Origin of the sequence: Paenibacillus tianjinensis (assembly GCF_017086365.1) — a bacterium.
Lineage (GTDB): Bacteria > Bacillota > Bacilli > Paenibacillales > Paenibacillaceae > Paenibacillus_AQ > Paenibacillus_AQ tianjinensis.
This window is the reverse complement of record NZ_CP070969.1, coordinates 3,704,712-3,725,506: the sequence shown is the minus strand read 5'-3', so window position 1 is coordinate 3,725,506 and position 20,795 is coordinate 3,704,712. Positions and strand designations below refer to the sequence as shown.

Below are 20,795 nucleotides of genomic sequence, written 5' to 3'. Positions count from 1 at the left end.
AATTCGTGGAGGAGTTTTTGGCAGGAGTTTTTTTGTTGTATAGTGGATGTATAGTGAGAGTAATCTAAAGAGAGGACGGTGAACTATGCAGCAGGATTTGCAGCAGGGACAAGGCGAGATAGTGGAGCCAGGCGGCCAGAACCCTCGAAAGCAGAAGAATGAAGTACTTGAATGGATAAAAGCGATAGCCATTGCATTGGTCCTGGTAATCTTGATACGCTGGCTGTTGTTTAAGCCGTTTATTGTCGATGGACCATCCATGCAGCCGAATTTCCACACCGGTGAACGGGTAATTGTGAATGAGATTCTGTATGACATCCGCTCTCCGCAGCGGGGTGAGGTTATTGTATTCCATGTGCCATCGGAAGGCAGAGATTTTATTAAGCGGGTCATTGCGGTAGCTGGAGATACGGTGAAGGTGGAAGGGGATGTCGTAACTGTTAACGGCGAACCTGTAGACGAAACGTATATTCAGGATGCGATTGATGCAGCGCACAATAACAATGCTCTCTATAATAACAAGGATTTCCCGAATGAAGAATTGCCGGACGGTACTGTGCCGGAGGGACATGTATTTGTAATGGGAGATAACCGCTCAGACAGTACGGACAGCCGGATGATCGGCTATGTGCCGCTGGGGGATATTGTCGGCCGAGCTGATCTGATCTTCTGGCCGGTCAAGGATATTACTGTAATTAATCATTAAAATAAGCTGACAGAAAGTCAAAGGAGGTGACGGCAATGGCCATTCAATGGTTTCCCGGTCATATGACGAAGGCAAGACGGCAAATCGAGGACAAGCTGAAGCTGATTGATGTTGCAATAGAACTGCTCGATTCCCGTCTGCCGCTTTCCAGCCGCAATCCGATGATTGACGATATTTTGCGGGATAAGCCAAGACTGATTATTCTCAATAAGAGCGATCTGGCTGATCCTGAGGCGACGCGCAAATGGCTGGCATACTTTAGAGCGGAAGGCCATGTTGCCCATCCTGTAGATGCGTCTACCGGAACCGGCATCAAAGAGATTCCTGAGCAGGTCAAGCTGCTGCTCAAGGAGAAAATTGACCGGCAAATCGCCAAGGGAATGAATCCGCGGGCGAGCCGGGCTCTGATCGTGGGTATTCCAAACGTGGGTAAGTCAACGCTGATCAACCGGATGGCGGGCCGGAACATTGCTATCACCGGGGATCGTCCTGGTGTCACTAAAGGGCAGCAATGGATTAAGACGGGCGGAAATCTGGAGCTTTTGGATACCCCAGGTATTTTGTGGCCAAAGTTTGAGGACCAGGAAGTAGGCTATCGTCTGGCCATAACAGGTGCGATTAAAGAAGAAGTTCTTAACATTGAGGATATCGCCTTTTATGCGGTGAAATATCTGGTCAAGGATTACGGCTCGCGGTTCCAGGAGCGTTTTGGAATAGAGAAGCTGCCCGAAGATCTGGAGAATCCGGATGAAATTGTGGCGGTCATGGAAGCGGTAGGGCGCAAGCGCGGTTGTCTGATCAGCGGCGGGCGTGTGGATCTGGAGAAAGCTTCCCGGACCCTGCTGCATGAGCTGCGTGCAGGCAAATTAGGGGCGTTTACGCTGGAAACGCCTTAAGTACGGAGATTATTCGGAATGGAGCCATCCAAGAGTTTGGGTGGCTTTTTTTGTTTTTCTATAAAGGGTCCGCCCGGTGGAAGGCTGGGTTAAAATCAAAAAGAGGGATGCCTCTTGAAGTCTTCTTGTGATAAGCTGGCTAGTAGATGAGCTGATAAATTGATATGGCGGTGGAGAAATAATGAGTACGATTGATATGCTGAAGTTTGAAAAAGCGGGCTGGGAACAATCCTACCGCCGGATTGCCGGTGTAGATGAGGTGGGCAGAGGCTGCCTGTTTGGTGATGTGGTTGCTGCGGCGGTGATTTTGCCGGAAGGGCTGATTATTGACGGTGTGGATGATTCCAAAAAGCTGACCGCCAAGAAGCGGGATGCTCTGTATGAGATCATTATGGAGCAGGCGCTGGCAGTCTGTGTCGGCCATGTGGAGTCTACAGTTATTGATGAGATAAATATTAAGCAGGCCTCACGCCTGGCGATGAAAAAAGCGGTTGAGGGGCTTGCCCATACCCCTGATTATTTGCTGATTGATGCTGAGAAAATTGATCTGCCGCAGCCGCAGCAGGCTATTATCAAAGGGGATGCCAACAGTCAGTCAATTGCAGCGGCTTCTATTGTTGCAAAAGTAACACGTGACCGGTTGTGCGAAGGCTTGTGGGAGGAATTATATCCTGGCTACGGGATTAAAATACATAAAGGCTATGCCACTAAGCTGCACCGGGAGCAGATAATCTCACTCGGGCCTACACCATTGCACCGGCGCAGCTTCATCGGAAGAATCCTGGCAGAACAGCAGACTTTATTTTAGAAAGATTCCTCTTTCATAAAAAGTGCGAAAATGTCGATATATAAGAATAATAGTTCAACCAGGAAGGGAGGGATAACGGCATGAATATCGGATCTTTAATTCGTGGGCTGCTCGGAGACAGTAAGCCGGGTGAAGCCAAGACGCTTGAACTGAAGGAAGGCCAGGTCGTCCGTGGTCAAGTCCTCAGCGTATCTGATTCCGGCAAGGAGGCGGTAGTCCAAATTCAGGGCACATCTGTCCGCGCGGAGCTGGAAACCCCGCTGCAGCCCGGACAGACGATGATGCTGCAGGTTGCCCCTCCCGGCGAGGGAGGGCTGCCGGTACTAAAGCCGGTATCCCTTGGCGATGCTACACTTTCATCCCCGCAAATGATGGGGGAGGCGCTGGAGTCACTCGGCCTAACGGATTCCAAGGCAGGGAAGGAAATCATTCGTGCAATACTGTCAGGGGGACTGCCGCTGACCAAAGAGACAGCTGCAAAGCTGGATGCTGTAATGAATGCTAAGCCGCAGGGAGTCCCGACTTCGGAATGGCTGGAATCTGCCGTCATCTCGGTCAAACGCGGCCTGCCGGTTACGGCGGAGAGTGTGAAGGGGATTCAGCAGGCCGTTTTTGGACCGAAGCTGCATGAGCTGTTGGCCAAACTCGAAACAGAGCTTGGAGCTTGGGTTCAGCAGGAGGAAGACAACAGCAGCGGCGGCATTGCTATCACTCGCACGGATAAGCAGGTCAATACTAGTGGTGCTGGATTTGCAGCAGGTACCGGAGCTGCGGTTGATCATGCTTCCGGGAATGAAGCTGAAGCTGTCCGTTTGGCAGCAGCTAAAGGTGTTGGTAATGCTTCCGTGACAGATGTGGCTGCGGTTGACACGAAGTCAGCTGCACAGCACGTAGATATACAGCTAGCTTCCGCTCGCAAATCTGAGCAGGCTGCCGGAGCAACAGGGATAAGAACAGACGATCAGGAGCCGGAAGGTGCTGTGGTAAGCGGAGTGCCAGCTGAAGAGGAATCCGCCGGTGGCGGTGTACTATCCAAAACAGGCACTGGTAAAGAACAGCCGGTAACCGGAAGTGTCGCAGCAGGTGCTCAAGGGAATATCACGGGAAGTGCTGAAGCCGAAGGAGCGGGAACTGCCGTTAAGCCAGCAACTGCAGATGCGGCAAGAACGGCCTCCGCTGCAGGGCTCCAAGGGAATGCAGCGGGGAGCACCGGATCAGAGGCAGCAGGAACTACTGCCAAGCCGTGGGCTGCAGATGCTGCAAGAGTTGCCGGCAACCTGGCGCCTAAGGAGACTGAGGGGAATGCAGTGAAGGGGGCAGCTCCAGAAGCAATGGGGAGTGCTGCGAGGCCGGTGGCTGCGGAGGCCTCCGGGGGTGCCCTGCTCGCGAAGCTGCAGGGCGTCCTCACTGAGCTGCGCGGCACGCTGCCGCAGCTCACAGAGCAGGCTGCGGCACCCGCCCAGCCTGCAGCCGGTAACGCCCCGCCTGCAGCGGCGGGGCAAGTGCAGGCCCCCGCGGCTGGCGCGCCGCGCGGGGATAACCCGGCTGCGTCAGCGCAGCCGGGAGGGGCACCCGCCCCTGCCCAAGACACGGAGTCTTGGGTGGGGCGGGTGCTGAAGCTGCTCGGTGCGGAGCACGAGCAGCAGGCGGTCCGCGGCGGCGCACCGGCAGCCGCGGATGTGCGTACCGCGGCAGCGCCTGCGGCCGCGGGGGGGCGCGAAGCAGCGCTGCCGCAGGCGGCGCTGCAGCCAGCCATCGGCGAGGCGGATGCCGCCGCCGATACGCTGAAGGGCGTGCTGCTGCAGGTGATGGGCAGCAGTGACGCCCCGCCTGCGGTCAAAGAAGCCGCGGGCCAGCTGATTCAGCAGCTAACGGGCCAGCAGCTGCTGCTGAATACGGACCGCACGGCACCTTTCGCGCAGGTGACATTGTTTCTGCCCTTGCGGGGTGCGGACGGACAGGAGACGGCATCCGTTCATATTCAGTCGCGGCGGGGCCGCAAGGGGGAACTGGATGCGGCGAATTGCCGGCTCTGGTTTGATCTCGACATGAAACAGTTGGGCCAGACAATGGTCGACGTTCAGGTGGTGGACCGGATTGTTAGCCTGAAGCTGCATAACAATGACCCATGGGTACTTGAGCTGCTGGAAGAACGGCGGGATGACGTGGCGGCGGCAGTTGAGTCCATCGGTTACCAGCTGTCAAGCCTGCGGACAGAGCCGTTACCCGAAGCGGATGTGGTATCCGCATCGGCACAAACTGCGGCGAAGCTGGCCGATTATGTTCCGGATTCCTATAAAGGAGTCGATTACCGCATATGAGTGAAGAGAGTAATGAAGAGCTTACCTACAGTATGAAAAAGGCTGTTGCCTTGAAATATACCCCCGGGAAAACGGAAGCTCCAGTAGTTATTGCCAAGGGTTCGGGAGCAGTTGCCGATATGATTCTGCAGAAAGCAAAGGAGAATGGAGTAGCTGTACAGGAGGATGCTGCACTAGTGGAGGTTCTCTCCCAGCTGGATCTGAATCAGCAAATTCCGCCGGAGCTCTATAATCTCGTGGCCGAAATACTCAGCTATGTCTATCAAAGCGACCGTTCTGCCGGGGAACGGAGACCGAAGTGAGGGAATCCTACAATAGTCAGCGTTTCAGCCGCAAGCTTAAAGGGGCGGCTGCGGAAAAAGCGGCAGCCTTGTATTTGTCCTCTCAGGGTTATGATATTCTGGAGGCTAACTGGCGTTGCCGCAGCGGTGAACTGGACCTGATTGCCGAGCACGGAGGAGATCTCGTATTTATTGAGGTGCGGAGCCGTAGCGGCAGTCCGCTGCAGGGAACGCCGGAGGAATCGGTGGATATCCGCAAAATCCGCCAGGTACGCAATACGGCGGAGGTCTATCTCCATCTGAAGGGTCAGGAGGACCGGAGGATAACCTTCGATGTAATCAGTATTCAGCTGAATGAGGATTTGAGTATTGCCGGACTCCGGCATATCCGAGAGGCTTTTTAAGAATGAAAGCAATTAGCCGTTTCCGCAAGGGCAAATAACTGCCTAACTGACACAGAACGCATGCATGGGTCATTTCTCCAAGGAAATGGGTAAACATTATTGTAACTTTTTAATGCTACCAGAGGAGGCTGTCCCCGTGAGTAATCAACCGGTTGACATACAGGTAAGCTTTGCTTGCCAACATTGTGAGCAGAAGATCGATGTAAATTTGGGTGCGGAGCCTTTGGCGGTCATTTGCTGCAGTAATTGCAATAAGAGCTTTACGATCATGCGGCCAGCCATAGCGGAAGAGATATTGCTTGACTGGGAGAGCGAGGCGCTGATTCAAAAAATCAGGGCGGAAAAAAGTCAGAGCAGCCACAGCAGCCTGATGTCGCTGGTTATCAGAGTGATAGAACTGCTTACGTGGCGGGATAAAGGAAATGGTCAGGTCGAAGCGATTAAGGAAATGCGCAAATGGCTGGTAGAGCATGAGGAAATACCGCCTTTGGCTGAACTGATCCATCTGGATGTCAATCAGCGGTCCAGCAAACGCGACTGGCAAAAATGATCAGCGGCCCCTCCTTTTATCATGATGGGGGAGTTGTTTGGAGGGTTTTCGCAATTATGAAAAATGCGGCAGAATAATGCTTTGTGTATAAGAAAGGTGTGCAGGAGATGTCTAATGTCTATTTTACTTCGGACCACCATTTCGGGCATGAACTGATTATTGATTTTGAGTCGCGCCCCTTTATTAATGTGCAGGAAATGGATAAGGTAATGATTGAGAATTGGAATTCTGTGGTGGAAGAGGGGGATACCGTATTCCATCTTGGAGACTTCTCCTTTTTGGGCCTTGAAGCGACGCGGAGGATTGTCAGCAGCCTGAACGGCCGCAAAATTCTTATCCTCGGCAATCACGACCGCGGACGGGGACGGAGCTGGTGGCTGGAGGCGGGTTTTGATGAGGTCAGTGAATATCCGTTGATCTATAAAGAATTTTTCATGCTCTCCCATGAACCTATGTACATGAACAAGCATATGCCTTACGTAAATGTGCACGGTCATATCCATGGCCAGAAATACGAAGGCAAAAACCATTTCAACATTTGTGTGGAGCACTGGGACTATAAACCGCTGTCGTTTGCGCAAATCCGGGATGCGGTTGTGGGTAGTGAAGAAGGATAGCTCCAAATGAAACATTTGCATAAATATACAATTTCGTCCGGCTGACTTTTCCTTTGCCAATACTTGAATATAATAGAGGATCATTTGTATACTGTTATTAATACTGCGGAAATTGAGGAAGCACCCTTTTTCTTGATGTAACAGCGCTTGAACGTAAGCGTATTTCAGGAGAAGAGGTGTTTTTTGTTATGTACGGAAAAATGCACAGTGCCTGCCTGTACGGAATTGAAGGCGTTATGATTGGGGTAGAAATTGATCTGGCCAACGGGTTGCCACAGACGAACATCATTGGATTACCCGACTCAGCCATTCGCGAAGCTGTGGAAAGAGTGCGGGCTGCTGTCAAAAATTGCGGCTACCGCTATCCCCAGCAGCGGGTCACGATCAATCTGGCTCCTGCGGATCTGCGTAAGGAGGGGTCTGCTTTCGATCTGGCTATTGCACTTGGAATTCTGACGACCAGTGCCCAGCTGATCATGCCGGCAGCCGCCAAAATGCTGCTGATTGGCGAATTGGCATTGGACGGCAGTCTTAGACCCGTCACTGGTGTATTGGCGATGGTTGAGGCTGCTCGCCGCTCAGGTTTTCAGGCAGTGCTGGTGCCCCGCGGCAATGCGGCCGAGGCTGCGCTGATAAGCGGGATGAACGTGTATGCTATTGATCATCTGCGGGAGCTGCAGCAGAAGGGACAGGGAACAGGAGGAGAAGATGATTTTGAGGAGGGGCAACACTTAGCAACACTGATAAATACTGCTTCCCAGGAGCATATACTTCCGTTTCCGGTGATTGTCGGTACCGGCACTACATCACAGGATAAGCCCCCGGTATTAGCGGAGGATCTGGAACATTTGAGATATATACCGAGATATTCGGATGCTCCTGCTATCCCGGCTGCAGACGGTTTGATGAAAGAGGATTACAGTGATGTACTGGGTCAGAATCATGTGAAACGGGCGCTGACCATTGCGGCTGCAGGCATGCACAACATCGTTCTGATGGGCCCTCCCGGGACGGGCAAGACGATGCTGATCAAGCGTCTGCCGGGAATTCTTCCAAACTTAAGTGACAGTGAATCACTGGAGGTCACCAAAATATTCAGTGCAGCCGGTAAGCTAAAGGATGCCCACAGCGGTCTTTTGCGCAGCAGGCCGTTCCGTTCCCCGCATCACACGATTTCGGGAGCCGGTCTTATCGGAGGGGGAGGCATTCCGAAGCCCGGGGAAGTGAGCTTAGCGCACCGCGGCATTCTGTTTCTTGATGAACTGCCGGAATTCTCCCGTAATGTGCTGGAAGTCCTGCGGCAGCCTCTCGAAGATGGCGTAGTTACAATCAGCCGTGCACGTGCAGCATTTACATTCCCTGCGCGTTTCTTGCTAGCATGTTCGATGAATCCTTGCAGCTGCGGTTATTTAGGCAACGCGGGAACCCACCAGAGATGCACCTGCAGCCCGGCCAGGATAGCCCAGTACCGGGCCAAAATCTCTGGCCCGCTGCTGGATCGTATTGATATGCAGGTAGACGTGCCCCGCCCTAAAGAATGGACTCAGCAGGGGCCTTCGATGTCATCGGCTGAGATGCGTGCAGAGGTGAACCGGGCCCAGCTGATTCAAGCTGAACGTTACAAGGACCTGCCGATCTCGTGGAACAGCGAGCTTTCCGGAGCAGCGCTTCGCCGTTATGCCTATTTGAATAGAGAAAGCAGCCAGCTGCTGCATGGAATACTGGAAAGTCTCGGTCTAAGCATGCGCGCGCATGACCGGATTATTAAGCTGGCCCGTACCATTGCTGATCTGGCTGGAGTTCCTGCTATAAGTTCAGCTCATCTGGCAGAAGCTGTGCAGTACCGGAATCTGGACCGGCAGGTATTCAGGGAGGATTGAATGAAGCGTAATCTTTTTCTTCATTATATGTATCTCCCATTATTTGCTGCATAAACGTGCATATGAAACAAGCCGTCCGGAGCTGCTCCAGACGGCTTGTTCGTTCTCATACTGAGATTATTCTGAGTTGCTGTTCTATTTTGAGTTACAGTACGTTCAGCTCTACTTCGATATTTCCGCGGGTAGCACGGGAGTATGGGCATGCTCCATGTGCGGCTTCAACAAGCTTAGTGGCTGTTTCACGGTCCACACCTTTGACCAGAATATCAAGCTTGACTGCGATGCCGAAGCCGCCGTCTTCAACTTTGCCGAAGCTCACAGTAGCAGTTACTTCACTGCCTTCAATTTTCACTTTACCCATCCGGGCAACCATATTCAGGGCGCTGTCAAAGCAAGCAGAGTATCCGGCTGCGAAGAGCTGCTCCGGGTTGGTGCCTTCTCCGCCGGCTCCGCCCATTTCGCGTGGAGTGCTGATTGTCAGGTTGAGTTTAGGGCTTTCAGATTCGATGTATCCGTTTCTTCCGCCAACCGCTTTAACTGTAGTTTCATACATTTTTTGTTGAATTGTCATCATTATAAATCGCTCCCGTTCGTTTATTAAATGTATTGTACACAATTTAATTTAACACAATATTAATAATAGTCAATATATTTTTTGCTATTAACATGATATTTCGGATGAATTGTGATAAAATAATGTCACAAAGGCAGGTGAAGAAGATATGCAAAAAGCAACCACATCCCCTGAGCTGATGCTTGAGAATCAACTTTGTTTTACTATTTATGCCTGTTCGCGTGAATTTACGAAGCTGTATCAGCCTCACCTGGATAAGATAGGCCTTACCTATTCACAGTATTTGGTGATGATTGTGCTGTGGGAGAAACAGCAGTGTACAGTTAAAGAGCTTGGTGAAGCCCTCTTTTTAGATTCAGGGACGCTGACTCCACTCTTGAAACGGCTGCAGGCTGCCGGCCTTATCCTCCGTGAACGCTCCTTGCAGGATGAACGGAAGGTGCTCATCTCGCTTACAGACAAGGGCTGGGCGCTGCAGAGTGAAGCAGTCTGCATTCCTGGAAAGATGGCGGAAGGGACGATGCTCTCAGCTGAGGAGTTTGTAAATCTGCTGGGCCAGTTCAAAAGCCTGCTTGCCCGTGTTCATGAAGCGAATAACGCTGCGACAAAATAGCTTTAGAGAGATTATGTCAATGTAATCGTTCGCATTCCGGCATGAAATCAAGCGAAAATATATGTATAAATAGTGAAAGATTTTAAGGTAAGCCCTTTTGAATCATGTTACAATATTCTGGGTTTCCTTTTATGGCATATAGGTAGATAGAGATGCAAATCTGTAATTCGCCGTATGTCTCAGGCAGAGAGCCCGCCGTTTTCTTTGGAAATCGGCTGGATTCTTGCTTGTACCGGAATATTTATAATGGATTACCGGTCTGGACCCGGCTTTGGAGTATCAAAACGGAATGCGGTTTGGCTGCAGGCTGCCTGCACAGGCCACCGCAACACTTTAGGAGGCTTCCGGTATGAATATCCACGAGTATCAGGGAAAAGAAGTACTTAAGAAGTACGGCGTTGCCGTACCGAACGGAAAAGTAGCTTATACAGTGGAGGAAGCGGTAGAAGCTGCATCATCACTCGGCACACCGGTGGTGGTAGTTAAAGCGCAGATTCATGCAGGCGGACGCGGTAAAGCAGGAGGGGTTAAGGTTGCCAAATCGCTTGACGAGGTTCGCTCCTATGCCGGAGAGATTCTTGGCAAGACATTGGTTACCCATCAGACCGGACCTGAGGGCAAAGTGGTGAAACGGCTGCTCATTGAAGAGGGCTGTCAGATTGTTAAGGAGTATTACATTGGAATCGTGGTAGACCGCAGTTCCGGCCGAGTAGTCATGATGGCCTCTGAAGAAGGCGGCACTGAAATTGAAGAGGTGGCTGCAAGTCATCCGGAGAAGATTTTCAAAGAAATTATCGATCCGGCAGTAGGACTGCAGACCTTCCAGGCACGCAAATTAGCGTACAGCATCGCTATTCCGACAGAATTGGTTAATAAAGCGGTCAAGTTCATGCAAGCGCTCTATTTGGCTTTTGTGGATAAAGATTGCTCTATCGCTGAGATTAACCCGCTGGTAGTTACAGCTGACGGCAATGTGATGGCGCTCGACGCCAAGCTCAACTTTGACTCAAATGCCTTGTTCCGCCATAAGGATATTCAAGAACTCCGCGACCTGGATGAAGAGGACGAGAAGGAAATTGAAGCTTCCAAATACGATCTCAGCTATATCGCCCTGGACGGCAATATCGGCTGTATGGTTAATGGTGCGGGACTAGCGATGGCAACAATGGATATTATCAAATATTACGGCGGCGAACCTGCCAACTTCCTGGATGTAGGGGGCGGTGCGACGACCGAGAAGGTTACTGAGGCCTTTAAAATAATTTTGTCTGACGATAAAGTGAACGGTATTTTTGTTAATATTTTTGGCGGGATTATGCGCTGTGACGTGATTGCTACTGGTGTGGTAGAGGCAGCCCGGCAGCTTGGCCTGACTAAACCGCTTGTAGTGCGTCTTGAAGGAACCAATGTGGCGCTGGGGAAACAGATCCTCGCCGGTTCAGGACTGAACATCGTTGCTGCAGATTCCATGGCAGACGGTGCCCGTAAGATTGTATCTCTTGTGTAACGCAAGTATCTCGTATTCGACAAACTAAGTAGGGATGTGACCAAAACGATGAGCATTCTTGTAGATAAAAATACGAAAGTCATCACACAGGGGATTACAGGCTCGACGGGCCTGTTCCATACCAAAGGTGCGCTGGATTATGGTACACAAATGGTAGGCGGAGTGACACCGGGCAAAGGGGGAACTTCTGTTACAATTACGCTGGAGAACGGCAAGGAGGTTAGCCTGCCTGTATTTGATACAGTAGTCGCCGCCAAAGCCGCAACCGGGGCAACCGCCAGCGTGATTTATGTACCTCCGGCTTTTGCCGCTGACTCTATCATGGAGGCTGTGGATGCGGAGATGGAACTTGTTATCTGTATTACTGAAGGTATACCGGTACTGGATATGGTCAAAGTATCAAGGTACATGGAAGGCCGTTCTACCGTCCTGATCGGGCCTAACTGTCCGGGTGTCATTACACCGGGAGAGTGTAAGATCGGCATTATGCCGGGCTACATTCATACCCCCGGATATGTAGGTGTAGTTTCCCGCAGCGGAACACTTACCTACGAAGCGGTGCATCAGCTGACAGAACGCGGAATCGGGCAGTCCTCGGCAGTCGGAATTGGCGGTGATCCAGTCAAAGGCTCGGAGTTCATCGACATTCTGAAGCTGTTTAATGATGACCCGGGTACGAAGGCTGTCATCATGATCGGTGAAATCGGCGGAACAGCTGAAGAAGAGGCTGCACTCTGGATTAAAGAGAATATGACAAAGCCTGTGGTCGGATTCATCGGCGGCGTTACCGCACCTCCAGGCAAACGCATGGGTCATGCCGGGGCTATTATTTCCGGAGGGAAAGGGACTGCCAGTGAAAAAATTGCCGTTCTGGAATCCTGTGGAATTAAAGTCGCACCGACACCGGCTGAAATGGGCTCAACGCTTGTGAGTGTGCTTGAAGAACGCGGTATTCTGGGTGCTTTTACAACCCATTAATCATGAAATAATTCTTCTATTAAAAGTCACTGTGCTGGGATCAGCCATAGTGTATGATTTGTTATAGGTAAGCAACCTTTTATTCCTGTGCAACAGGGGAAAGGTTGCTTTTTTTGCGTATAGTTCTGGTGCCAGGGAACCAGCTTCGCAGCGGTCACTTGCATTTTTTACGCAAGTACCACAAAATAGGGAAGGCTGACCCTTCCAACCTAAGGGAGAGAATACATATGGAAACACGTGACTTATTATTTGGACTGAATGAAGTGGAGGGGATCGGCTGGAAGAGCATCGACAGAATCCGCCAGGCAGGGTTATTGACGGAGCGAGCGTTTGTTTACAGTCCGGAAGATTGGCAAAAGGCCGGATTACCGGCAAAAATTGCACAGCGGCTGGCTGAAGCGTTTGATGCGGGATGGATTCTTAAACGCCGTCTTTTAATGGAAGAAAGCGGAGTAGCCGTGGTTACTGTTCTGGATGAGCAATACCCTGCTTTGCTGAAGGAAACAGCACAGCCGCCATGGGTGCTTTATTACAGGGGATCTCTGGAATATGCTTCCCGTCCTGCAATAGCGATGGTGGGTACACGTGTGCCTACTGCCTATGGACGCAAAGTAGGAGAGATGCTCTCGGAGCAGCTGAGTACGGCAGGGCTTGCGGTAGTCAGCGGACTGGCCCGGGGAATCGACAGCGTGTGCCATGAAGCGGCATTAGCCTGCGGCGGAATTACAATCGCTGTTGTTGCTACTGGTCTCGACAAGGTCTATCCGCCCGAGAACAGGGAGCTGGAGCGGGAGATTTCACAAAAAGGGCTGGTGCTCAGTGAGTATCCGTTAGGCACCCAGAGTCATCCGGGCCTGTTCCCGCAGCGCAACCGGATTATCGCCGGTCTGACCTTAGGGACGCTAGTTGTCGAAGCTGACTCCCGCAGCGGTTCCTTGATCACGGCTGATGCCGCCCTGGAAGCGGGAAGAGATGTGTTTGCGGTTCCCGGACCGGTTACTTCTCCCAAAAGCCGCGGAGCGCTTGATCTGATCAAACAAGGGGCAAAACTTGTAACCTCTGCAGAAGATATTGTGGAAGAATATATTTCTTTTATACCTGTAAAGGCTGATAGAGAGAGCTTAAACCCCCTTTTTGAGCTGGGGAATGGGGATGGGCTGATCGAAAAGAAATTGACAAGTGAGGAGTCTCACCTATACCATATACTGCATCAAGGCCCGTTTAGTCTGGATGAGCTGCTGTTTAGAACAAGGTGGGATTTTGGACATTTGCATTCAGTTCTGTTATCTTTAATCATAAAAAAAGCGGTAACACAATTGCCGGGTGCAATTTATAAGGTAATTTAATATAGAAGGAACAGACTTAAGCGTATTCTCAAGAAGAGTGTATGCTTCCGGAGCAAGATTTGAACGGTCTAATTCATGGAAATAACTGCTCACAATACTTTTAGGAGGAACAACCTATGGCAGATACATTAGTCATTGTCGAATCGCCGGCAAAAGCGAAGACAATCGGCAAATATTTAGGCAGTAAATATATTGTAAAGGCTTCTATGGGACATATCAGAGATCTGCCGAAAAGCCAGATTGGCGTCGAGGTAGAGAATGACTTCAATCCCAAATATATCACGATTCGCGGTAAGGGATCGATTCTCAAGGAACTAAAAGATGCCCGCAAAAAAGTAAAAAAAGTCTATCTGGCGGCTGACCCGGACCGCGAAGGTGAAGCTATTGCCTGGCATCTGGCGCATGCGCTGGATTTGGATAACACAGAGGAGTGCCGGGTTGTTTTCAACGAGATCACGAAGCAGGCTGTAAAGGATGCTTTTAAGACCCCGCGCAAAATTAATATGGATTTGGTTAACGCGCAGCAGGCCCGGCGGATTCTGGACCGGCTCGTCGGTTATAAAATCAGTCCACTATTATGGAAGAAAGTCAAAAAGGGCTTGTCGGCCGGGCGGGTGCAATCGGTTGCTGTTAAGATTATCATGGACCGAGAGAATGAAATCTCCGCTTTTGAACCGACTGAATATTGGAGTATTACCGCAAAGCTAGGCATCCGCGATTCCGTCTTTGAAGCCAAGTTTCACAAGCTGAATGGTGAAAAGAAAGAGCTGGGCCGGGAAAGCGAAGTTCAGGAAGTGCTGGAAGCCATCAAGAATGCTGATTTCAAGGTGCGGGAAGTGAAGGAGAAGGAAAGACAGCGACATCCTTCGGCACCGTTTACCACAAGCTCACTTCAGCAGGAAGCAGCCCGCAAGCTGGGCTTTCGTGCTGCCAAAACCATGTCTGTGGCTCAACAGCTGTATGAAGGTGTAGAGCTTGGCAAGGAAGGCACGGTCGGTTTGATCACCTACATGCGTACCGACTCCACTCGTCTTTCCGCTACCGCTCAGGAAGAAGCGAAGGAGCTGATTTTGGCCAAGTACGGAGAGAAGTTTATTCCGGAATCACCGCGCCAATATTCCAAAAAAGCTGCAGGAGCCCAGGATGCGCATGAAGCGATTCGTCCAACCTCTGCACTGCGCGAACCTGAGATGGTCAAAGAGTTCATGAGCCGTGATCAATTCCGCTTATATAAACTGATCTGGGAGCGCTTCGTCTCCAGTCAGATGTCCTCTGCTCTACTTGATACACTCTCCGTGGATATTACTGCAGGAACTGCAATCTTCAGAGCAGTCGGCTCCAAGGTTTCTTTCCCTGGTTTTATGAAGGTGTATGTAGAAGGTAATGATGACGGTACGACTGACGAAGAGAAGTTTTTGCCGCCGCTGAAAGCCGGGGATGACCTGGTGAAGCAGGACATTGAGCCTAAGCAGCATTTCACCCAGCCGCCGCCGAGATATACTGAAGCACGTCTGGTTAAAACACTGGAAGAGCTGGGTATTGGCCGCCCGAGTACGTATGCACCTACACTGGAGACAATCCAGAAACGCGGCTACGTAGCGATTGAAGAGAAGAAATTTATGCCTACTGAGCTAGGCGAGCTGATAATAGAGCAAATGGAACAATTCTTCCCGGAAATTCTCGATGTGGAATTTACTGCGCACATGGAAGGGGATCTTGACCATGTGGAAGAGGGCGCGGAGGATTGGGTAAAAGTATTGGCCGGATTTTATGAATCTTTTGAGAAGCGCCTGCTGTTTGCTGAAGAAGAAATGAAAGAGATTGAGATTGAAGATGAAGTGTCCGATGAGCTCTGCGAGAAATGCGGGAAGCCGATGGTTTATAAACTGGGACGGTTCGGGAAGTTCCTGGCCTGCTCAGGATTCCCTGACTGCCGCAATACCAAGCCGATTGTGAAGGATATCGGAGTAAGCTGTCCGAAGTGTCATGAAGGGAAGGTCGTCGAGCGTCGCAGCAAGAAAGGACGCGTATTCTATGGCTGCGATCAGTACCCTGGTTGTGATTTCGTCTCCTGGGACCGTCCTTCAATTAAACCTTGTCCAGTTTGCGGCTCCTGGATGGTGGAGAAGCGCAACAAGCAAGGCACGAAGCTGCAATGTACCTCTTGTGACCACACTGAGGCTGTACTTGAGGGCGAAGAATTAGCAGAATAAATAGTTTTCAGGAGGAAAGGAAATTGACAGAAACAGCTAAAGTAACAGTAATTGGAGCGGGCCTCGCCGGCAGCGAGGCTGCCTGGCAAATTGCCTCAAGCGGGGTGCCGGTCAGATTATATGAAATGAGACCCGCAGTTAAAACACCTGCTCATCACACAGATCAATTCGCCGAACTGGTATGCAGCAACTCGCTCCGGGCTAATGGACTGGGAAATGCAGTGGGCGTATTAAAAGAAGAGATGCGGCGGCTGAACTCGCTGGTCCTTGGCGCAGCTGACCGTCATGCAGTTCCTGCGGGCGGAGCACTTGCTGTTGACCGGGACGGATTCTCTGGTGAGATCACCCGGACGTTGCACGAACATCCGCTAGTGGAAGTCATAAATGAAGAACTGACGCATATACCGGAGGACGGGATTGTTGTCATCGCGACAGGACCTCTGACTTCTCCGGCATTATCTGCTGAGATAAAGGCTTTATTGGGTGAAGAATACTTCTATTTCTATGATGCTGCAGCACCGATTGTGGAGAAGGATACTATCGACATGAGTAAGGTATATTTGGCTTCCCGGTACGACAAAGGAGAAGCGGCATACCTGAATTGCCCGATGACCGAAGAGGAATTTGACCGTTTTTATGATGCGCTGATTTCGGCTGAGACTGCTGCGCTCAAAGATTTTGAGAAAGAGATTTACTTCGAAGGCTGCATGCCGATTGAAATTATGATGAAGCGCGGCAAGCAGACAGCGTTATTCGGGCCGATGAAACCGGTGGGACTTATGAATCCACATACGGGGAAACTGCCTTACGCTGTCGTTCAGCTGCGCCAGGACAATGCTGCCGGAACACTCTATAACCTGGTTGGCTTTCAGACTCACCTTAAATGGGGTGAACAGAAGCGGGTATTCTCACTGATTCCGGGTCTGGAAAATGCGGAGTACGTCCGTTATGGTGTAATGCACCGTAATACATTTATTAATTCTCCCAAGCTGCTGCACCCTACTTATCAGATGAAGGGCCGGGAAAGATTATTCTTCGCCGGACAGATGACAGGCGTTGAAGGCTATGTGGAGTCTGCGGCATCCGGACTGATTGCGGGAATCAATGCAGCCAGAGCTGCGCTTGGTGAAGAAGGCATCGTATTTCCTGAGGATAGTGTGCTGGGCAGTATGCCTGCATATATTACTTCCGCCGATCCGGAGCATTTCCAGCCGATGAATGCTAACTTTGGACTGCTTCCGAAGCTCGAGAAGAAAATCCGCAGCAAAAAAGAAAAGAATGAACTTCTCGCCTACCGGGCACTCGACAGTATCGCAGAATTCGCGACCCGAACAGGCCTTGCTTACAAAGAACCGGAGCCCGCGGAACCCAAACTGTCATAATTTGAAGTTTACTCAGCATAAGCTTATGATTTATATAGCATGAATTTAAGGATGATGCTTACTATACAGTATTCTTAAAGTTCATATTAATAAGAAATAAGTTTATTCTAGGAGGTGCTAAATTTATGTTACCCAGCTTTCATGCAACTACAATTTGTGCGGTTAGACATAATGGCCATGCTGCGATAGCGGGCGATGGACAGGTTACATTTGGCGAGAGCGTTATCATGAAGACGACGGCCAAAAAAGTCCGCCGCTTGTACAGGGGACAAGTAATTGCCGGTTTTGCGGGTTCCGTAGCCGATGCGATTACTCTGTTTGAGAAGTTTGAGGGCAAGCTTGAGGAGCATCACGGCAATCTGCAGCGTGCAGCAGTAGAACTGGCTAAAGACTGGCGGCAGGACCGCATCCTGCGCAAGCTGGAGGCTCTGATGATCGTGATGGACAGGGAAGGTATGCTGCTGATCTCAGGCAACGGTGAAATCATCGAGCCGGATGATGATGTGCTGGCCATTGGTTCCGGAGGCAACTTTGCCCTGGCTTCGGGACGCGCACTCAAACGCCATGCTCCGGGCCTCAGTGCCGCAGAGATTGCCAAAGAAGCACTGCAGATCGCCTCGGAGATCTGTGTGTACACCAATTCCAATATTATTGTTGAACAATTATAGGCACGGCGCCACAGAAAGAGGGAGGAAGTTGTAATGGTGAATCAATCACTAACACCCCGTCAAATCGTCGCTGAACTTGATAAATATATCGTAGGCCAGAAGCTGGCCAAAAAATCGGTAGCGGTTGCTCTGCGTAACCGTTACCGGCGCAGCCTGCTCCCGGAGGAGCTGCGTGACGAAGTTGTTCCCAAAAATATTCTGATGATTGGTCCAACCGGTGTAGGAAAGACGGAGATCGCCCGGCGTCTGGCCAAGCTGGTTAATGCACCGTTCATCAAAGTTGAGGCTACCAAGTTTACCGAGGTTGGATATGTGGGCCGGGATGTGGAGTCCATGGTTCGCGATCTGGTGGAGACTTCAATCCGAATGGTCAAGCTAGAACGGACCGAGAAAGTGAAAGATCGGGCTGAAGAGCTTGCTAATGAACGTATCGTCTCGATTTTGGCACCATCGTCTTCGAAGAACAAATCACAGCGCAATCCTTTTGAGATGATCTTCGGAGGCAACAATGCAAGTTCCGAGGACAGCAAGGAAGAAGCGGAGGATGGAAGTCTGAGTGAACGCCGCCGCAATATCAAATTCAAGCTGCTTGCAGGCCAGCTGGAAGAAGATATTATTGAGATCGATGTTGAAGATACGGCTCCAACCATGCTCGATATGTTTGCCGGCCAGGGTAATGATCAGATGGGGATGAACATGCAGGAAATGTTCGGAAATCTGCTGCCTAGGCGGACCAAGAAACGTAAGCTTCCGATTAAGGAAGCCCGTAAGGTACTGATTCAGGATGAGGCTGCCAAACTGATTGATATGGATGACGTTATTCAGGAATCAATAACCCGTGCAGAACAGTCGGGTATCATATTTATTGATGAGATCGATAAAGTAGCCAGCCAGGGTAAAGGTTCCGGACCGGATGTCTCCCGTGAAGGGGTACAGCGTGATATTCTGCCAATCGTAGAAGGTTCTACTGTGATGACCAAATACGGCCCTGTGAAGACCGACTACGTGCTTTTCATGGCAGCCGGAGCTTTCCATATAGCAAAGCCTTCTGACCTCATCCCTGAGCTTCAGGGGCGCTTTCCGATCCGTGTGGAGCTGAGCAGTCTTACACTGGAGGACTTTGTGTCTATTCTGACGGAACCGGAGAATGCGCTGACGAAGCAATATGTCAACTTACTGAAGACAGAGAATATTGAAATTCAGTTTCAGAAGGAGGCAATTCAGGAAATTGCCAAAATTGCTGCATCAGTGAATCAGAATATGGAGAACATCGGTGCCCGGCGTCTTCATACCATTCTGGAGAAGCTGCTGGAGGATCTTTCTTTTGAAGCGCCAGAATTAACACTGGAGACCATGGTGATAACACCTGAATACGTTCGTGAAAAACTGTCAGGAATCGCGCAGGATCGGGATTTAAGTCAATATATTTTGTAAAATGCTTATCTTCGGAAATTTCATTAAATTTAGGTATTTAGAATTAGTGATGTGCATAAAAATCCTTAAAAAAGAATAAATCATGTAATAAATTGTTAAATAAATACATATTATGGCATTAGAATGTCAAATAATTGAAAAACCATGCTTTAAGCCCTCTCTTTTCAGAAAAGATAGGGCTTATTTCTTATTGTAATAATATACAAATTCTACGAGAATCAAAGTATATGAGATTGCCAATAGAATTATCCATCGACACCTTTCGACCTTGATTTCAAAAAAATAGCAAATATATTAGTTTTTTTTGTCGAATCAAGCAGGAGTTATTAAGGAAGTTGTGGAATTCTTTTCATTATGATAGCTTTGGAAGGGGGATTTCCATGGGTTTGCTGAATAGTGTCAGTTTTCAACGATTACAGGGAGGCCTTGATGCCGCCAACAAGCGACAAAGCATTTTAGCCAATAACGTAGCCAATGCCGACACACCCGGATTTAAACGTTCAGACGTTTCTTTTGAAAGTGTGCTTGCCGCACAGGAAAGTGGACTGAAACCGACGCTTGGTGCGAAGGTAACGGATTCTCGCCACTTCCAATTCGGAAATGTGTCTGCTGTACCGTCTGCGGTCGTTAGCACAGATGAAACCACCTCGATGAATAACAACGACAATAATGTGGATATGGACCGGGAGATGGCGCTCAGTGCTGAGAACCAGCTCAGGTATAACTCTTATGTCCAGCAGTTGAACAGTCAAATCTCGATGATGCGCACTGTAATTCAAGGGGGGTAAGCAATAGTGAATTTTGGTAGCAGCTTCGGAATAAGCGCCTCAGCCTTAACTGCCCAGCGGCTCAGAATGGACGTGATTTCCTCTAACATTGCCAATGCTGAGACAACAAGAGCTTCTGTGGTGGATGGTAAGGCCGTTCCGTACCGGCGTAAGCTTGTAGTGCTGGAAACAGAGAAAAATAACAGTTTCTCAAACATTTTGAATTCGAAAATGGGTAGTGAGATCGGTAGTGAAGGCGTTAAAGTGCAGTCAATCATTGAGGATTCTTCACCACTGAAGCCAGTCTACAATCCAAGTCATCCGGATGCGGATGCCAACGGATATGTATATATGCCCAATGTGGATCTGACTAAAGAAATGGTGGATATGCTCTCCGCCTCCCGTTCTTATGAAGCGAATGTTACAATGCTGAACGCATCAAAAGCTATGGTCAGCAAAGCGCTCGAAATCGGAAAGTAAGATGAAGTGACATTTTAGGAGGGTAATCATTGATACAAAATTTAACTATCGGGACACAGGCTATCCAACCGCTTGCTATGAAATTAGCAACCGTCGAGTCTGGGCAAGTAACCGGTTCCAAACAAAGCTTCGGCTCTTATCTGGAAGATGCTTTGAATCAGGTGGCTGGCCAGGAACAACAAGCCAAGGATATGAGTAATAAATTTGTATTGGGAGAAGTCAATATCGATGAGGCGATGATTTCTTCGCAACAGGCATTGCTGAGTTTGCAGCTGACTACACAAGTCCGGAACAAAGTGATTGAAGCCTATCAGGAAATTATGAGAACTCAGATCTAAATAATCCTAGCTTAGTTTCGGATGGGGTGACA

At 50.0% G+C, this 20,795-nt stretch carries 21 protein-coding genes; 20 read left to right on the top strand and 1 reads right to left on the bottom strand.

The window, feature by feature from the left end; genetic code table 11:
* Nucleotides 1–85: 85 nt before the first annotated feature.
* The 9 genes from lepB to JRJ22_RS16795 all read left to right on the top strand — a co-directional run bounded on the left by lepB (nt 86) and on the right by JRJ22_RS16795 (nt 8,463).
* Entirely contained in the window at nt 86–706 is a 621-nt protein-coding gene (gene lepB, locus JRJ22_RS16835; RefSeq protein ID WP_206100622.1) for a signal peptidase I, read from the top strand.
* A 35-nt stretch (nt 707–741) separates the two neighbouring features.
* Nucleotides 742–1,602: a ribosome biogenesis GTPase YlqF gene (ylqF, locus tag JRJ22_RS16830; RefSeq protein ID WP_054941102.1), complete on the top strand. Its 861-nt coding sequence runs from the start codon at nt 742–744 to the stop codon at nt 1,600–1,602.
* Between the two features lie 181 nt (nt 1,603–1,783).
* Nucleotides 1,784–2,410, top strand: coding sequence for a ribonuclease HII (locus JRJ22_RS16825; protein WP_082451855.1), 627 nt, complete (start codon nt 1,784–1,786; stop codon nt 2,408–2,410).
* Between the two features lie 80 nt (nt 2,411–2,490).
* The gene (locus JRJ22_RS16820) at nt 2,491–4,731 is read left to right on the top strand and encodes a DNA ligase (protein ID WP_206100621.1); all 2,241 of its coding nucleotides are present in this window, start codon (nt 2,491–2,493) and stop codon (nt 4,729–4,731) included.
* Nucleotides 4,728–5,033: an EscU/YscU/HrcU family type III secretion system export apparatus switch protein gene (locus JRJ22_RS16815; protein WP_206100619.1), complete on the top strand. Its 306-nt coding sequence runs from the start codon at nt 4,728–4,730 to the stop codon at nt 5,031–5,033. The genes JRJ22_RS16820 and JRJ22_RS16815 overlap by 4 nt, the downstream gene beginning before the upstream one ends.
* Nucleotides 5,030–5,416: a YraN family protein gene (locus tag JRJ22_RS16810; protein ID WP_206100617.1), complete on the top strand. Its 387-nt coding sequence runs from the start codon at nt 5,030–5,032 to the stop codon at nt 5,414–5,416. The genes JRJ22_RS16815 and JRJ22_RS16810 overlap by 4 nt, the downstream gene beginning before the upstream one ends.
* A gap of 136 nt (nt 5,417–5,552) precedes the next feature.
* Entirely contained in the window at nt 5,553–5,966 is a 414-nt protein-coding gene (locus JRJ22_RS16805) for a hypothetical protein (RefSeq protein ID WP_206100616.1), read from the top strand.
* 83 nt (nt 5,967–6,049) lie between these two features.
* Nucleotides 6,050–6,583, top strand: coding sequence for a metallophosphoesterase (locus JRJ22_RS16800; RefSeq protein ID WP_232380868.1), 534 nt, complete (start codon nt 6,050–6,052; stop codon nt 6,581–6,583).
* A 188-nt stretch (nt 6,584–6,771) separates the two neighbouring features.
* The gene (locus tag JRJ22_RS16795; protein WP_206100615.1) at nt 6,772–8,463 is read left to right on the top strand and encodes a YifB family Mg chelatase-like AAA ATPase; all 1,692 of its coding nucleotides are present in this window, start codon (nt 6,772–6,774) and stop codon (nt 8,461–8,463) included.
* Nucleotides 8,464–8,608: 145 nt separating this feature from the next.
* Here the strand turns inward: JRJ22_RS16795 and JRJ22_RS16790 are convergent, their stop codons facing one another.
* The gene (locus tag JRJ22_RS16790; RefSeq protein WP_206100614.1) at nt 8,609–9,037 is read right to left on the bottom strand and encodes an organic hydroperoxide resistance protein; all 429 of its coding nucleotides are present in this window, start codon (nt 9,035–9,037) and stop codon (nt 8,609–8,611) included.
* A 148-nt stretch (nt 9,038–9,185) separates the two neighbouring features.
* On the opposite strand from JRJ22_RS16790, the gene JRJ22_RS16785 reads away from it, so the two are divergent.
* The 11 genes from JRJ22_RS16785 (at nt 9,186) to fliE (ending at nt 20,763) form a co-directional block, all read left to right on the top strand.
* Nucleotides 9,186–9,650: a MarR family winged helix-turn-helix transcriptional regulator gene (locus tag JRJ22_RS16785; RefSeq protein WP_206100612.1), complete on the top strand. Its 465-nt coding sequence runs from the start codon at nt 9,186–9,188 to the stop codon at nt 9,648–9,650.
* A gap of 349 nt (nt 9,651–9,999) precedes the next feature.
* Nucleotides 10,000–11,157, top strand: coding sequence for an ADP-forming succinate--CoA ligase subunit beta (gene sucC / locus JRJ22_RS16780; RefSeq protein WP_054941092.1), 1,158 nt, complete (start codon nt 10,000–10,002; stop codon nt 11,155–11,157).
* Nucleotides 11,158–11,205: 48 nt separating this feature from the next.
* Nucleotides 11,206–12,135, top strand: a complete 930-nt coding sequence (gene sucD, locus JRJ22_RS16775; protein WP_206100611.1) for a succinate--CoA ligase subunit alpha — start codon at nt 11,206–11,208, stop codon at nt 12,133–12,135.
* Nucleotides 12,136–12,362: 227 nt separating this feature from the next.
* Nucleotides 12,363–13,481 carry a DNA-processing protein DprA gene (dprA, locus tag JRJ22_RS16770; protein ID WP_206100610.1) on the top strand — a complete coding sequence of 373 codons (1,119 nt, stop codon included), beginning with the start codon at nt 12,363–12,365 and terminating at the stop codon, nt 13,479–13,481.
* A gap of 116 nt (nt 13,482–13,597) precedes the next feature.
* Nucleotides 13,598–15,694, top strand: coding sequence for a type I DNA topoisomerase (topA, locus tag JRJ22_RS16765; protein ID WP_206100608.1), 2,097 nt, complete (start codon nt 13,598–13,600; stop codon nt 15,692–15,694).
* A 23-nt stretch (nt 15,695–15,717) separates the two neighbouring features.
* Nucleotides 15,718–17,076, top strand: coding sequence for an FADH(2)-oxidizing methylenetetrahydrofolate--tRNA-(uracil(54)-C(5))-methyltransferase TrmFO (gene trmFO / locus JRJ22_RS16760; RefSeq protein WP_206100607.1), 1,359 nt, complete (start codon nt 15,718–15,720; stop codon nt 17,074–17,076).
* Nucleotides 17,077–17,201: 125 nt separating this feature from the next.
* The gene (gene hslV / locus JRJ22_RS16755; protein ID WP_206100605.1) at nt 17,202–17,744 is read left to right on the top strand and encodes an ATP-dependent protease subunit HslV; all 543 of its coding nucleotides are present in this window, start codon (nt 17,202–17,204) and stop codon (nt 17,742–17,744) included.
* Between the two features lie 33 nt (nt 17,745–17,777).
* Nucleotides 17,778–19,178 carry an ATP-dependent protease ATPase subunit HslU gene (gene hslU / locus JRJ22_RS16750; protein ID WP_206100604.1) on the top strand — a complete coding sequence of 467 codons (1,401 nt, stop codon included), beginning with the start codon at nt 17,778–17,780 and terminating at the stop codon, nt 19,176–19,178.
* Between the two features lie 380 nt (nt 19,179–19,558).
* On the top strand, nt 19,559–19,966 hold the full coding sequence (gene flgB / locus JRJ22_RS16745; protein WP_206100603.1) for a flagellar basal body rod protein FlgB: 408 nt from the start codon (nt 19,559–19,561) through the stop codon (nt 19,964–19,966).
* A gap of 6 nt (nt 19,967–19,972) precedes the next feature.
* A complete protein-coding gene (gene flgC, locus JRJ22_RS16740; RefSeq protein ID WP_206100602.1) occupies nt 19,973–20,425 on the top strand; it encodes a flagellar basal body rod protein FlgC in 453 nt (150 codons plus the stop codon).
* Nucleotides 20,426–20,454: 29 nt separating this feature from the next.
* A complete protein-coding gene (gene fliE, locus JRJ22_RS16735; protein WP_408637837.1) occupies nt 20,455–20,763 on the top strand; it encodes a flagellar hook-basal body complex protein FliE in 309 nt (102 codons plus the stop codon).
* Nucleotides 20,764–20,795: the final 32 nt, after the last annotated feature.